15 protein-coding genes are annotated in these 13,317 nt (G+C 69.3%); 7 read left to right on the forward strand and 8 right to left on the reverse strand.

Translation table 11 applies throughout. The features are described 5' to 3' along the window. Position 1: 1 nt before the first annotated feature. The 6 genes from CRP55_RS45540 to CRP55_RS45565 form a co-directional block, all read right to left on the reverse strand. Positions 2–1,861 (reverse strand): hydantoinase B/oxoprolinase family protein, encoded by a 1,860-nt coding sequence (locus tag CRP55_RS45540; RefSeq protein WP_097328333.1) that lies wholly within the window; start codon positions 1,859–1,861, stop codon positions 2–4. A 1-nt stretch (position 1,862) separates the two neighbouring features. Beyond that, a complete protein-coding gene (locus CRP55_RS45545; protein ID WP_097328334.1) occupies positions 1,863–3,875 on the reverse strand; it encodes a hydantoinase/oxoprolinase family protein in 2,013 nt (670 codons plus the stop codon). An 8-nt stretch (positions 3,876–3,883) separates the two neighbouring features. After that, entirely contained in the window at positions 3,884–5,077 is a 1,194-nt protein-coding gene (locus tag CRP55_RS45550; protein ID WP_097328335.1) for a CaiB/BaiF CoA transferase family protein, read from the reverse strand. Continuing rightward, positions 5,074–5,694, reverse strand: a complete 621-nt coding sequence (locus CRP55_RS45555; RefSeq protein WP_097328336.1) for a GntR family transcriptional regulator — start codon at positions 5,692–5,694, stop codon at positions 5,074–5,076. The genes CRP55_RS45550 and CRP55_RS45555 overlap by 4 nt, the downstream gene beginning before the upstream one ends. Positions 5,695–5,777: 83 nt before the next feature. Next, positions 5,778–6,734 carry a TIGR03885 family FMN-dependent LLM class oxidoreductase gene (locus CRP55_RS45560; protein ID WP_097328337.1) on the reverse strand — a complete coding sequence of 319 codons (957 nt, stop codon included), beginning with the start codon at positions 6,732–6,734 and terminating at the stop codon, positions 5,778–5,780. 113 nt (positions 6,735–6,847) lie between these two features. Beyond that, a complete protein-coding gene (locus CRP55_RS45565) occupies positions 6,848–7,420 on the reverse strand; it encodes an excalibur calcium-binding domain-containing protein (protein WP_245923775.1) in 573 nt (190 codons plus the stop codon). Positions 7,421–7,536: 116 nt separating this feature from the next. Here CRP55_RS45565 and CRP55_RS52550 point away from each other — a divergent pair, with 116 nt between their 5' ends. The 4 genes from CRP55_RS52550 to CRP55_RS45580 all read left to right on the forward strand — a co-directional run bounded on the left by CRP55_RS52550 (position 7,537) and on the right by CRP55_RS45580 (position 9,048). After that, the gene (locus tag CRP55_RS52550; protein WP_143235400.1) at positions 7,537–7,782 is read left to right on the forward strand and encodes a hypothetical protein; all 246 of its coding nucleotides are present in this window, start codon (positions 7,537–7,539) and stop codon (positions 7,780–7,782) included. 82 nt (positions 7,783–7,864) lie between these two features. Continuing rightward, complete coding sequence (locus tag CRP55_RS45570) at positions 7,865–8,272, forward strand: cupin domain-containing protein (protein ID WP_097328338.1); 408 nt, start codon at positions 7,865–7,867, stop codon at positions 8,270–8,272. Positions 8,273–8,323: 51 nt separating this feature from the next. Next, complete coding sequence (locus tag CRP55_RS45575; RefSeq protein ID WP_097328339.1) at positions 8,324–8,587, forward strand: hypothetical protein; 264 nt, start codon at positions 8,324–8,326, stop codon at positions 8,585–8,587. A gap of 161 nt (positions 8,588–8,748) precedes the next feature. After that, on the forward strand, positions 8,749–9,048 hold the full coding sequence (locus CRP55_RS45580; RefSeq protein ID WP_097328340.1) for a hypothetical protein: 300 nt from the start codon (positions 8,749–8,751) through the stop codon (positions 9,046–9,048). Positions 9,049–9,235: 187 nt separating this feature from the next. On the opposite strand, the gene CRP55_RS45585 is transcribed toward CRP55_RS45580, so the two are convergent. Next, positions 9,236–9,718 carry a hypothetical protein gene (locus tag CRP55_RS45585; RefSeq protein ID WP_097328341.1) on the reverse strand — a complete coding sequence of 161 codons (483 nt, stop codon included), beginning with the start codon at positions 9,716–9,718 and terminating at the stop codon, positions 9,236–9,238. A gap of 297 nt (positions 9,719–10,015) precedes the next feature. Between CRP55_RS45585 and CRP55_RS45590 the strand changes: the two genes are divergently transcribed. Both CRP55_RS45590 and CRP55_RS45595 read left to right on the forward strand, forming a co-directional pair. Continuing rightward, complete coding sequence (locus CRP55_RS45590) at positions 10,016–10,744, forward strand: MBL fold metallo-hydrolase (protein WP_097328342.1); 729 nt, start codon at positions 10,016–10,018, stop codon at positions 10,742–10,744. A 110-nt stretch (positions 10,745–10,854) separates the two neighbouring features. Continuing rightward, positions 10,855–11,802 (forward strand): ABC transporter substrate-binding protein, encoded by a 948-nt coding sequence (locus tag CRP55_RS45595; protein WP_097328343.1) that lies wholly within the window; start codon positions 10,855–10,857, stop codon positions 11,800–11,802. Here CRP55_RS45595 and CRP55_RS45600 read toward each other — a convergent pair. Beyond that, positions 11,787–12,440, reverse strand: a complete 654-nt coding sequence (locus tag CRP55_RS45600; protein ID WP_097328344.1) for a TetR/AcrR family transcriptional regulator — start codon at positions 12,438–12,440, stop codon at positions 11,787–11,789. The genes CRP55_RS45595 and CRP55_RS45600 overlap by 16 nt on opposite strands. Before the next feature lie 83 nt (positions 12,441–12,523). On the opposite strand from CRP55_RS45600, the gene CRP55_RS45605 reads away from it, so the two are divergent. Further along, positions 12,524–13,237, forward strand: a complete 714-nt coding sequence (locus CRP55_RS45605; RefSeq protein ID WP_097328345.1) for an SDR family NAD(P)-dependent oxidoreductase — start codon at positions 12,524–12,526, stop codon at positions 13,235–13,237. The last annotated feature ends 80 nt before the right edge of the window (positions 13,238–13,317 follow it).

A 13,317-nucleotide genomic window follows, 5' to 3' on the forward strand; every position in this document is an offset into this window, starting at 1 on the left:
GTCACGTCCAGACGGGCCTCCGGGGAGCCGGCAGGCCCGTCTCTTCTTCGCAACGGGCCAAGATCTCGTCGAGCGGCGGCCCCATGTTGAAGACCGGCCTTTCCGGCCGAGCCTCGCCGCGGATCTCGGCGGTCGCCGCCGCGTCGACCGCGCCGGCCTCGTCCACCACGACGCCGTAGCGGCGGGCGCCCTCGCGGGTGACCAGGCCGCGCCGCACCTCCTTGGCCACCAGTTCCGGGTCGCGGGCCAGCGGGTCGCCCCAGCCGCCGCCACCCCAGGTGACGAAATGCAGCACGTCGCCCGGGCGCACCGGCACGTCGTGGCACTTGCTGGGCAGCACCTCGCGCTCCCCGCCGGCCCGGTCGATCCACTTGCGGCCGCGGGCGCCCGGCTCGCCGCCGTTGACGCCCCACGGATAGGTGAGCCAGCGGTCGTCGTGGATCGCGATCGTCCCCGGCTCGAGGAAGCGATAGGCGACGTCGACGCCGTTGCCGCCGCGATGCAGCCCGGCGCCGCCGGTGTCGGCCACCGTCTCCCACTTCTCGATGCGCAGCGGATAGTACGACTCGAGGAACTCGCACGGGATGTTGACGAAGCTCGGCCACAGCGAATGCCCGTCCGGCCCGTCGCCCAGCGGCCGTCCCGGAATGCCGCCGAAACCGATCGAATAGAGCTGGAACCATTCGCCCTTGCGGTCGCCCGACGAATAATTGCCGGAATACATGAAATGCGGTGAGGACGAGAATCCGGCCGCGTTCAGCAGCGCCGGATTCGTCTGTCCCAACAGGCCACCGAACAGGTCGAAGACCCGCCCGATGCCGTGGTTCCGGGCGTTCAGAGCGGCCGGGTGCCTCGGTTTCCAGTACGACCCGTCGGGAATCGTCACGTCGACCAGCGGATAGAAGCCGTCGTTCCAGAGGATCTGCGGATCGGCCACCGTGATCATGTAGATGCCGAAGAACATCCGGGCCAGGTTCTCGTTCAGGTAATAGTTGACCGGGCCGATCGCCTGGGGCGACGAGCCGCTGAAATCGAGATGCACCCGGTCGCCCGTGCGGGTCAGGGACAGTTTCAGCTCGTACGGGCCGAAGCCCACCCCGTCGTCGCAGATGTAATCGGTGAACGAGAGGGTGCGCCCCTCCTCGAAGACCACGTGCAGCAGCGTCTTCATGGCGTCGTAGTTGCGCTGCAGCAGGGCGTCCAGGGCCGAGAGATACGTGGCCACGCCGAACCGCGCGCACATCTCCTGCACCCGCCGGGCCGCCGTGCGGCAGGCCGCGACCAGCCCGTTGAGATCGGCCCGGTTCCAGTCGGGCACCCGCACCTGGTTGAGGATGATGCGCAGCGCGTCCTCGTTGAGTCGCCCGCCGTCATACAGCTTGAAGGGCGGGATGACCACGCCCTCCTCGTAGATCGTCCGGGCGTCGGTCGGCATCGAGGACGGCGTCTTGCCGCCGACGTCGGACATGTGCCCGAACATCGACGCCCACCCGACGACCCGGCCCTCGACGTAGATCGGCAGGACGACCAGCCAGTCGTTGGCGTGGCTGATCGCCGCCCCGCACGCGTACGGGTCGGAGGTGAGCAGGACGTCGCCCTCGCGGATGTCACCGGCGAAACCGGCCAGGAAGTCGGGGATGGAGAGCCCGAACTGGCCGACCACCATGCGCCCGGCCGGGTCGGCGATCAGCGGGAACTCGTCGTGCTGCTCCCGGATGCCGGGCGAGAGCGCCGTGCGGAACAGGACCTCGTCCATCTCGTAGCGGGCGTTGCGCAGCCCGTTCTCGACCAGGTCGAGGGTGACCGGGTCGACGTCCGTCGCCGCGAGGGGCTCGGTGGACGACTCGACGATGCGTGCCATTTCAGCCCTCCAGGCTCTCGGCGGGACGGATCAGCAGGCTGCCGCTGGGGTCGGTGACCGCGGCGTGGCCGGGAAGGATCAGGGTGGTCGAGTCCATCTCGGTGACGATCGCCGGGCCGGGCACCACGTCGCCGGCCCGGAGTCGCAGCCGGTCGTAGAGGGCGGCGTCGACGAAGTCACCGTCGACGTAGACGCGGGTCTCCCCGGTCCGCGCCGACGACGGGTCGCCGTCGCCCTTCTCCAGGTGGATCGGCGTGACACGTGGGCGCTCGCCGGTCACGGTGGCCCGGGCGTTCACCAGCTCGTGGTCGACGTCGAGGGTGAAGGAGAACAGCCGCTCGTGCTCGGCGTCGAAGCGCGCGGCCAGGCCGGCCGGACCCTCCCCCAGCTCCACGGTCACCGGGAGCTCGTTGCCCTGCCCGACGAAACGTACATCCGCCGAGTAAGTCACCTGCGCGGCGGCGACCCGGCTCGACGCGGCCCCGGCCAGCTCCTCGAAGATCGCGGTGAACTCGTCCGGGGTCAGGTCGCCGAGGCGGCGCAGGACGGTCCGGGCGGCCTCGTCGCGGGCCGAGGTGGTGGCGTCGCCGAGCGCGCACAGCACGCCCGGCGAGGGCGGCACGATCACCGGCCAGGCCCCGGTCAGCCGGCCGAGCGCGTTGGCGTGCAGCGGACCGGCGCCACCGAAGGCGACCAGCGCGAAGTCGCGCGGGTCGTAGCCCTGCTGCACGCTGACCAGGCGCAGGCCGCCGAGCATGTTCTCGTTGACGATGTCGACGATGCCGGCCGCGGCCGCCTCCGCGCTGGGCAGGCCCATGGCGTCGGCGACGGTCTGCACGGCGGCGCGGGCCGCCTCCCGGTCGAGCGTGATCTCGCCGCCGGCCAGGGCCGCCGGCAGGTAGCCCAGCACCACGTTGGCGTCGGTCACGGTGGGCGCGTCGCCGCCTTTGCCGTACGCGGCGGGGCCTGGCTCCGCCCCGGCCGACTGCGGGCCCACCCGCAGCGCGCGGGTCAGCTCGGGCACGTGGGCGATCGAGCCGCCGCCGGCGCCGACGGTACGCACGTCGACGGCCGACGCTCGTACGGTCAAATCTCCGACCTTGGTCTCTCTTCCGATCCTCGCCTGCCCCTCGCGGACCAGGGCGACATCGGTGGAGGTGCCGCCCATGTCGAAGGTGAGCAGCTCGCGGTGGCCGGACTGCTCCGCCACCCAGACCGCTCCGGTGACGCCGCCGGCCGGCCCCGAGAGCAGCATCGTGACCGGCGCCGCCGCAGCCGCCGCGGCCTTCGCCAAGCCGCCGTCACTCCGCAGAATGGACAGATCAGTGTTGATCTTGTCGCTCAGGTTGGCGACATATCGCGCAACCTGCGGTTGGACATAGCCGTTCGCGACCGTGGTCAGCGCCCGTTCGTACTCCCGCATTTCGGGCAGGACGACGCTGGAGAGCGAGATCTCGACGCCAGGCATCTCCTCTTTCGCCAGCTCGGCCAGCCGCCGCTCGTGAGCGTCGTTGGCAAAGGCGTTGATCAGGGAGATGGCGAGGGACTCGACGCCCTTGAGCTTCCTCAGGGCATGCCGGGCGGCCTGCTCGTCCAGCTCGGTGACGATCGTGCCGTCGCTGGCGATGCGCCCCGGCACCTCGACCGTGTTCTCCAGCTCGGCCAGGGGCTCCGGCTTGGGCCAGATGATCCAGCCGGCCAGGCCGCCCGGCACGAACGAGCGGGCGATCTGAAGCACCTGGCGGAAGCCCTCGGTGGTGACCAATCCGACGGTGGCGCCCTTGCGTTCCAGGATCGCGTTGGTGGCCACCGTCGTGCCGTGCAGGACGTGCCGGATGACCGCGCGGTCCACGCCGGCCTCGGCGCAGACCTTGTCGATGCCGTTCAGCACGCCCACTGATTGATCGCTCGGCGTCGAGGCGGTCTTCGCCCGCCACGTCGAACCTGATTCCTCGTCGACCAGCAGCACATCGGTGAAGGTGCCGCCCACATCTACGCCGAGCCGATAGGACATGGTCCTCCTTAGATGATCTTTTGTTGGCGCAGGTTCGCGCGCTCCGTTTCGCCGAGGCCGAGAAGGCCGCCGTAGATCTCGTCGTTGTGCTCGCCGAGCGCCGGCCCGGCCGAGCGCACCTGGCCCGGCGTCGCGGACAGGCGGGGCGTCGCGTTCTGCATCGGCAGCTCGCCGAAGTCGGGGTGGGGCACGGTCACGATCGCCTCGCGGGCCGCGAAGTGCGGGTCGGCGAACATGTCCTTGGCCCGGAAGATGCGCCCGGCCGGCACGCCGGCGGCGTGCAGGGCGGTGAGCAGCTCCTCGGCCTTGCGGGTGGAGGTCCACTCGGCGATGAGCGTGTCCAGCTCGGCCATCGCGGCGCCCCGCGCGCCGTGCGTCGCGTAGCGCGGGTCGGTGGCCAGGCCGGGCTGATCCATGACGGTCACCAGACGGCCGAAGACGCTGTCCTGGTTGGCCGCGATGAGGATGAGGTCACCGTCGCCGGTCGGATAGACGTTGCTGGGCGAGACGTTGGGCAGGGTGGCGCCGGTACGCTCCCGCTGGTATCCGGCGATGGCCCACTCGGGCAGCAGCGACTCCATCATGGCCAGCACGGCCTCGTAGATGGCGGAGTCGACGATCTGCCCGCGCCCCGTCCTGGTGCGGTGATGAATCGCGGTCAAGGTCCCGAGGCAGGCGTACGTGGCGGCGAGCGAGTCGCCGAGCGAGATGCCGGCCCGCACGGGCGGCTGATCGGGCTCGCCCATGACGTAACGGATGCCGCCCATGGCCTCGCCGATCGAGCCGAAGCCGGCCCGGCTCGCGTAGGGGCCGGTCTGGCCGTAGCCGGTGACCCGGGTGATGACGAGGCCGGGATTGGTCTTCCAGAGTGTCTCGGGCGCGAGGCCCCAGCGCTCCAGGGTGCCCGGCCGGAAGTTCTCGACCACGATGTCGGCGGTGTCGATCAGCCGCCTGATCAGCGCCTGACCCTCTCTGGTGCGGAGGTCACACGTCACCGACTTCTTGTTCCGCGCCACCACCGGCCACCAGAGCGACTTGCCGTGCGGTTTCTCCCGGCCCCACTCGCGCATCGGGTCGCCCTTGGCCGGGTCCTCCACCTTGATGACCTCGGCCCCGAAGTCGCCGAGCAGCTGACCGCAGAACGGCCCGGCCAGCAGCTGCCCGAACTCGACCACGCGCAGATCGTCCAGAGGAAGCGTCATCGGGCACCCACCATGGTCGCGCGGGCGTTGTAGAGGTGCGCCCGCATCACGGCCTCGGCCCAGTCCCCGTCGCCGGCGCGGGCCGCGGCCACCATCTCCACGTGGTGGTGCAGGCTGCGTTGCAGGCCCTCCGGCGTGTAGTTGTGGAAGTTCTGGTGTACGACCGGGGCGTGGGTGACGCCGCGGAGCGCGTCGGCCAGGGGCCGCGAGCCGGCGGCCTCGATGAAGATGCTGTGGAAGCGGCGGTTCAGCTCGACCAGAGCATCCCGGTCGCCGGCCTCGATCATCTCGGTGGCGAGCGCCTCGAGGTCGTCGAGCTGCTCGGGGCTGAGTGCCGGCACGGCCTGCTGCACGGCGTACGGCTCAAGCCGCAGTCGCAGTTCGAAGATCTCGCGGAGCTCCTCGTCGGAACGGCTCACGACGCGGGCCCCGCGGTTGGGCTGGATCTCGACGAGGCCCTCGGCCGCCAGCCGGGTCAGCGCCTCACGGATCGGCGTGCGGCTCACCGACAGCCGGCCGGCGAGCTCCACCTCTCCCAGCCGCGCCCCGGACGGGATGACTCCCGCGAGGATCTCCTCCCGCAGCCTCTGTGCCGCCTGCTCCGCCGCTGCCCGCACCGAACCCCCCTCGCCGTGGATGTATGCAATCTTGGCGAGAGGGCGCGGTGTGACGCAAGAGGTAGCGGCAGTTTGTATACAACTCAGCGGAGGGCGGGCAGCACCTTGCTCCCGAAGGCATCGATGAACGGCGTCAGATCCTGCCCGACGTGATGCAGGTAGATCCGGTCGAAGCCGAGAGCGGCGTAGCGGCGCAGCAGCTCGGTGTGCTCCTCCAGGTCGGCCGAGATGTTGACGACCTTCGCGACCTGCTCCACCGTGACGTTCTCGGAGATGACGTCGAAGTGCTCGACGGTCTCGGCGTCCCAGCAGACCGGCGGCGGGAAGATGTTGCTGCGCCACTGGTCGTACGCGATCCGCTCGGCCTCCTCCCGCGTCGGCGCCCAGCTCAGGTGTACCTGAAGGCAGACCGGCCCGGTGCCGCCGGCGTTGCGGTACTCGCCGATCATCGCGCGCAGATGCTCCTCGGGCGCGTTCACGGTGACCAGCCCGTCGGCCCACTTCGCGCACCAGGCGGCCGTCTTCGTGCTGACCGCGGCCCCGATCAGCGGCGGCGCCTGCTCGGGCCGGGTCCAGAGCTTCGCCCGGTCCACGGTGATGATCCCGTCCCGGGTGACCTCCTTGCCGGCCAGCAGATCCCGGATCACGTCGACCGACGCCAGCAGGCGCGCCTCCCGCACGTCCTTGCGGGGCCACTCCCCGCCCACGACATGCTCGTTGCTGTATTCACCGCTGCCCAGCGCCGCCCAGAACCGCCCCGGATACATCGAGGCGAGGGTGCCGATGGCCTGCGCGATGATCGCCGGGTGGTAGCGGTGCCCCGGAGCGTTCACGACACCGAACGACAGGTTGGTCGCCTGGAGAGCGGCCCCGAGCCACGACCAGGCGAACCCGGACTGGCCCTGCCGCGCGCTCCACGGCGAGAAGTGGTCAGAACACATGGCTGCCTCGAACCCCGCTTGCTCCGCAGCGACCACGGCGGCCAGCAGCTCGGCGGGCGGGATCTGCTCATGAGAGGCATGGATTCCGTAGACCGTCATACCCGCTCTCCGTACCCAGAGTCACCGGATAAGAATCGGCTCTACGGTGAGGTTTGCGCTGACCACGAAGCCCTGGCCGTCAACACAAGGCCAGGGCTTCGTCGCGTCCAGGCTTATTCGCAGGCCACACCGTCGCCGTCGCGGTCGAGGTGGCGACCGTATCCGGGTTCGCCGCGATGGATGGGGGCGGCACCGGCAGCGCGTACGGCCGAGCAGTTCTTGTAGTACACCGACGTGGGCGGCTTCGTGGTCTTGCGCGGTTTCGGCTTCGTGGTGGTGGGCCGCGGCTTCGGCTTTGTCGTCGCCGGCTTGGCGCTGGTCCGCGTCGGCGCGGGTTCGGCGGCAGGGGTGCGGCTCGGCGTGGCCGCTGGCGTCGGCGTCGTGGTGACCGCGGTGGCGGTGGGCGGAACCACCGTCGGCGTGGTGGTCCCGGCAGCGGGCTCGATGGTTGCCGGCGGCGCCGCAGGTGTGCTCGCTGTGGTGGGTACGGCGGCCAGGTTCCGGGCCGTCTCGGTGGTGGCCTTGGGTTCGGGGCCGGCGGTGACGGCTTGGTTGACGAACACACCGGCGCAGGCGATCAGGGCTACGGCGATCGCGCCGAACGCGATGATCGGGATGGTGTTGCTGGTCTTCTTGCCGTTGGGCGCTGGGGCGGGCGGCGGCCAGGGCCGGGGGTCGTTCGTCACTCGATCACCTTGCTGTCCGGTACGCGCAGTGTCGATCAGTCGTTCGGGCTGACGCCGTTGATGATCAGACGCGCCGTTCTGCGCGATCCGCGCGGCGCCACCATCACCTAGTTGCGATGTTGCGAACACAGCGACATCAAAGACGCTGGTCGGGTCTCGAGCGGGACCGCGGGCGCCTGCGTTATCAGCATCTCGAGCTCACCACCACCGGGCGCGGCCTGGCTGAGAACCTGATTCGCGAGCAAACGATCACCGCGCTGCGGACCATCGTCCGCAAGCTCGACGCAGCGGTTGAGAGCAACGAATGGGTCTCGAAACCGTTCGCCTTCTCGGGCTGGCCGAGGACATTGGCGCCTGAATGAACCGCCGGTGACTGTCACAGATGAGATCGCCGCCTTGTCATACAGGGGAGCTAGTACAACGTAGAAGGTGAGACTCCCCCTCATGAGCGCAGAAAACGCGTCCACGCCGAAGGAAAGCGTGGAGATCCTCGCGTCCGTTCCCGGCACGACCATCCCGGCCGGCGCCGAGGTGAAGACCGTGCTGATCACGTTGCCGGGTGGGAACCCTGGTACTCCGCCGCACCGTCACCCCGGGCCCGCGTTCGGGTACGTCATCAAGGGTGAGGTGATATTCGAGCTGGAGGGCGAGCCGCAGCGGGTCATCAAAGCCGGTGAGACGTTCTGGGAGCCGGGTGGCGACGTCATCCACTACCAGGGCGGCAACAACCTGCCGGACAGCGAGAGCCAGTACATCGCGACGTTGCTCGCTCCTCCGGGGCAGCCGGTGCTCACCTTTGTGAGCGAGGAGGAACTCGAGGCACGCAAGGATCGCCGGGCCCCTCGCCCGTGACGACCGGACGGCAGGGCCGGCCCACGGGCCGGCCCTGCCGTATCCCTGACTGTGAAAGGCATCGTCGTGCTGCGCCGGAGCGAGACCCACGACCCTGATGATCCGCCCGGGAACGCCACCCACCGCCGCCGGTTTCCCCTCGCCGTGGTCGCCGTGGTCGCGCTGGCCGTGGCCGCCCACCTGGCCCTGGGCGGGCTTCTGCTGACGGCCGGTCCGTGGCAGCACTGGGCCGGCGGCATCGTCGTGGCGGTCATCGTCGTGCATGTCCTCGGCCGGTTCCTCCGGCGTGGCGGCAAGGTCCGCAAGACCCGCTGACCTGCGGCGGCCGCCAGGCCCTGTCCCGCAGATCATGCGTAGCCATCATGGATGACGATCGTTGAACGAGCCGTGGCCCGTGCAATGACCGGTCGCGGCTGGCGAGATCATCCCGACGGCCCAGCCTTTTCGCCCTCAGCCCGCTGCCGGAAGGAACCGACATGACGCCCACCGAACACAAGGCCAAAGCTGAGGAACTTTTAGGTCTGCTGGAAGACCGGAACTACACCCGCGGCATGGAACCTGCCTCGATCGCGGTCGTGCTGCAAGAGGCCCAGGTACACGCGACTCTCGCCGCGGCAGCAAACCCCACCGCCGCGGAGTGCGACCTCGTCGAGAAGGCCGTCGCCTGGTACCTGGCCGAGCTCAGGTCGGGACCGGCCGGCGTCCCGCACGGCACTCCGTACGGTGACATGTATTTGGCGGCGGTGAAGGTGGCTCGAGAGCGCGGACTGTCGTAAGGCACCCAGGTTGGGTCTGCTGGGACCCCCACAACCGGCATTGTGGGTGCCGAGCTAGCCCTCGACGAGGCCGAAGCGCACGTCGGCCAGCCGGTGGTCAATCCGCCTTTGCACGAGGGCCTGGGAAGCCCGCCACAATGACATGACCTTCGCTACGACTCCAATGGGCCTGTGTCCGGCTAGCGCCTCAGGCCAAGCGGACCTCCAGAGGGCTGCGCTTTGGAAGAGTGTCGACAAGCCGCAACCCTGTTTCGAGCCGGAGCCTGGCCACCGGCACCGCAGCGCTGATGACGGTGGCGCAGGTCATGGCGATGACACATACGATCCCGGCGGCCTTGGTGATCCAGTTGTCTGGTCGCCCGAGGAACAAAACTGCCGTTGCGACGATCTCGCCCCCTGCGATGAGCACTAGCACCAGGTAGGCGAAGAACAGGATTTCCTTGCGGAGGTTCCTGGTCTGGGCAACCAGGACGCGCCCTATCCAATTGTCGAACGATGGCCAGTCAGGATCTTTCTCCATGTCTCTGTACATGCGGGCGTAGAAGAGGCGGAGTCGCTGACGCCACCCGTTGAGTGGGTCCCGCAGCAGGAGCCCGCCCTCAACGGCGAAGGCGATGAGCAGCGTCGGCAAGACTTGGGCTGTGGTCGAGAAGAATGCTTCGGACGGCACCCCGGGATCATGTCATTCGAGTGCATCAACGGAGCATTGTCGTGTCCGCGCGTTGATTGAGCTCTGCCCGTGCCTCAGCGTGAGTCGCGATCCCTGCAATGCCGGCAAGCATTCTGGGGTCATTGATGATGATGTCTCTGGTCATCTGCTCCCACAGCATCTGCGGCGGGAACTCCTCCCGCGGTGGTCTGGCCAGCGAAGACAGGCACCGACGGTGCAACAGCGCCGTGATACGAATCGGTTAAGACACGGGCGTTTGGATGGTGATCGAGGTGGGAGGGCGGAAATCATCGGACCATGACGGACTTTCTGCTCTCGCGCCGCCGGTTGCTTGTCAGTGCGGGTGCGGGCGTTCTCGGCCTGACGATTGTGAACACGGTGAGCGGGTGCTCCGGCTCGGAGGCGCCGGCCGCCTCGGCGCCGTCCGGTGCCGCGAGCGCTTCGATGGGCGGCTGGGAGCGGGTCAGCCTGTCGTACGTGTCGGCTTATCTGCTGATCCGCGGCGATGAGGCGGCCGTCGTCGACCTCGGGACGCCGGGATCGGGGGACGCCATCGGGTCGGCCCTGACCGCCGCCGGGAGCGGGTGGGGCCAGGTCAAGCATGTGATCCTCACCCACCAGCATCAGGACCACGTGGGTGGGCTGCCGGACGTGGAGCCGAAGGTGAAGGCGACCTTCTACGCCGGGCAGGACGACGTCGGCTCGATCGTCAACGCGCAGCAGCCGTTGAAGCCGCTGGCCGACGGGGACGAGGTCTTCGGGCTGCAGATTGTCGGGACGCCGGGGCACACGCTCGGGCACATCTCGGTCTTCGACCCGTCGACGGGGACCCTCGTCGCGGGCGACGCCCTGCGTACGACGGAAGGGCTTGCCGGTTCTGATCCTCAATACACCGCCGACCTGGACCAGGCCGCGGCGTCGCTCAAGAAGCTGGCCGCCCTGGACGTCAGGACGATCCTGCCGGGCCACGGCCAGCCCCTCACCGAGGGGGCCGCCGACGCCCTGCGGAAACTCGCCGGCTCCTAGCACGAAAGACTCCCTGATGTTCGTCCCTTCTGGCCGGTCCCCAGCGGCTCGGAGATCGGGTACCGTTCGCCCGGCGCAAATGCGCCCCTGATCTCCCCTGGAGCGGACCCATGCGCCGGATCGTCGCCGCCGCCGTTGTCTTTCTGCTGCTGGCCACCGCGGCCTGCTCGTCGGACGACAAGGGCGACACCGGCGGCGGCACCAAGGTCACCGTCGGCGTCGTGCCCATCGTCGACGTGGCGCCGATCTATCTCGGCAAGGCCAAGGGCTTCTTCGCGAGCCGCGGCATCGACCTGACGCTGGTGCCCGAGCAGGGCGGCTCGGCGATCGTGAAGAACGTGGTCAGCGGCAAATACCCGTTCGGCTTCAGCAATGTCACGTCGCTGATGGCCGCGCAGACTTCCGGCGCTCAGCTCAAGGGTGTGGCGGCCGGCGTGTCGTCGACCGGCCGGGCCGGGCGCGACTTCTCGGCGATCGTCGTGCACGACGGCAGCCCGATCCGCTCGGCCAAGGATCTGACCGGCAAGACGATCGCGGTCAACACCTTGAAGAATCTGGGCGACACGACCGTACGGCAGTCGGTGCGCAGTGCGGGCGGCGATCCGGCGAACCTGAAGTTCGAGGCCATGCCGTTCGGCGAGATGCCGGCCGCTTTGCAGGGAGGCCGGGTCGACGCCGCCTGGGTGGTCGAGCCGCAACTGTCGCAGGTGCTCACCCAGGGCGGCCAGATCGTGGCGTCGAACTTCGTGGACACCGCGGCCAACCTGACCGTGGCGCTCTATTTCACCAGCGAGGCCGAGATCGCCAAGAGCCCCGATCTGGTCACCCAGTTCACGGCCGCGATAAAGGATTCGATGGCGTACGCCGGAAGCCACCCGGACGAGGTCCGCGACATCGTCGGCACCTACACCACGATCAACGACACGGTCCGGATCGCGATGATCCTGCCGAGCTGGCCGGGCGAGATCAACCGTCCGTCGATCGACCGGCTGGCCCAGCTGGGCCGTCGCGACGGCATACTGACCAAGGCGCCCGCCCTCGATCAGCTCCTGCCCTGACGCCGTTCACCGAGGGCGGTCATCGCCGCCAGCATCTCGTCGTGCGTCATCGGGGGCGCCGGCAGCGGATGGGCGGCTGAGGCGCGCAGCCCGTCGAGGGTGAGCGCGAGCGCCCGCCGCCACGCGTCCGGCGCGGTGTCGGCTGTGGCCCGGGCGACGGCCGCGCTCGACCAGAACAGATAGGGCATGTCCTCGGTGGTGAAGTCGGCCCGCAACGCCCCGGCCTGGTGTGCGCGGTCGAGGATCGTCTGCGCGTCCCCGATCTGCGCGTTGCAGATCTCGGTGAGCCGCTCCGCCGACGGGTAGCGCCGCCCGAGCGCGTCACCCGCGGCCAGATCCGTGGCCTGAAGCTCGCACAGCATCGTCACGTAGACGGCGAACCCGTCCCACGGGTCGGGTTCGGCCAGCGCGCGGTCGATCGCCTCCCGCACCCGGGCCTCGATCAGCGCCGGCATCACCGCGTCGATCAGCGCGTCGCGGCCGCCGAAACGGTTGTAGACGGTGCCGGGGCTGACTCCAGCCCGCTGGGCGATGTGTTCCAGCGGCACCTCGAGGCCGTGCTCGCGGAACGCCTCGGTCGCGGCCTCGACGACGCGCTCGATGTTGCGGCGGGCGTCACGGCGGAGCGGCGAGGTCACCGTACGAGCATAGATCCTCCGAACTTGATACTGCCCTCAACTTTCGTCTAAGTTGAGGGCCTCATCAACTTAAGGGAGCTGTCATGACCAGAACCATCGCCGTCTTCGGGGCCGGAACCGGCCTGGGCAGCTCGGTGGCGCGCCTCTTCGGCCGCGACGGCTACCGGGTCGCGCTCGTCGCCCGCGATCGTGCGCGCCTCGGCACGCTGGCCGCCGAGCTGGCGGCCGAGGGCATCGAGGCGACGGCGTTCGCGGCCGACCTCAGCCGGCCCGACGAGATCCCCGCGCTGGTCAAGGAGATCGGGCCGATCGACGTCGTCGAGTACGCGCCGATCGCCACCGAGGGCTTCATACCGGCCGCCGAGCTTCGCGCGGACACCGTGCGGCGGCTCCTCGACCTGCATCTGCTCAGCTTCATCGAGGTCGTGCACGCCGTGCTGCCGGGCATGGTCGAGCGCGGCGACGGCGCGATCCTTCTCGGGCAGGGTGTCTCCGCCACCCACCCGCGGCCGGGCATGAGCGGGCCCGGCCCGGCCATGGCGGCCGCGCGCAACTACGTACTGTCGCTGCACGCCGAATTGAAGGACCAGGGGGTGTACGCGGGTGTGCTGCACATCGGCGCGATGGTCACCGGCAGCGCCGGATATCGAGCGATGACCGGCGGCCAGTTCGACCTGGGCATCGACATCAGCGGCATCCCGACCGTCGACCCGGACGACCTGGCGGCCGCCTTCCGTGACCTGATGACCGGCCGCGACCGCGCTGAGCTGCAAGTACCCGAGACTCTGGCCTTCTGAGCAGGCGACTCGGCCATTTGTCGGTCACTGTCCGGTCAGGATCGGTGAACGGAGAGCTATTCAAGATCAAGTACTGGATA

The organism is Paractinoplanes atraurantiacus (assembly GCF_900215205.1).
GTDB lineage: Bacteria > Actinomycetota > Actinomycetes > Mycobacteriales > Micromonosporaceae > Actinoplanes > Actinoplanes atraurantiacus.